Below are 319 nucleotides of genomic sequence, written 5' to 3'. Positions count from 1 at the left end.
ATTCTTTCAAAATAAAATTCTTTGAATAAAGGCCCTAAAATTGCTCCTAAACTCGCAAGAACTAATAGAATAATAAGTGCAAGGGGAAAGATAAGACGTGTACGATAGCTATGCATGGTCTACAGGAGCCTCCAATTTATAACCTAAACCACGAATTGTTTTTATATACACTGGCTTCTTCGTATTAGGTTCAATCTTTTCTCGTAAATGACTAACGTGTACATCTACAATTCTAGTGTCCCCTACGAATTCATAATTCCATACTGCATTTAACAATTGATCTCTAGCTAGTGCTCTCCCTTTATGGTTTGCTAAGTAT

1 protein-coding gene is annotated in these 319 nt (G+C 35.1%); it reads right to left on the bottom strand.

The window, feature by feature from the left end; translation table 11 throughout:
• Positions 1–108 precede the first annotated feature (108 nt).
• The coding region (locus AOA61_RS30070) for a helix-turn-helix domain-containing protein (RefSeq protein ID WP_143521283.1) at positions 109–319 on the bottom strand (211 nt) is incomplete at its 5' end.

Origin of the sequence: Pseudomonas sp. 2995-1 (genome assembly GCF_002742505.1) — a bacterium.
Taxonomy (GTDB): domain Bacteria; phylum Pseudomonadota; class Gammaproteobacteria; order Pseudomonadales; family Pseudomonadaceae; genus Aquipseudomonas; species Aquipseudomonas sivasensis.
This window is presented reverse-complemented; position numbering and strand designations above follow the sequence as displayed.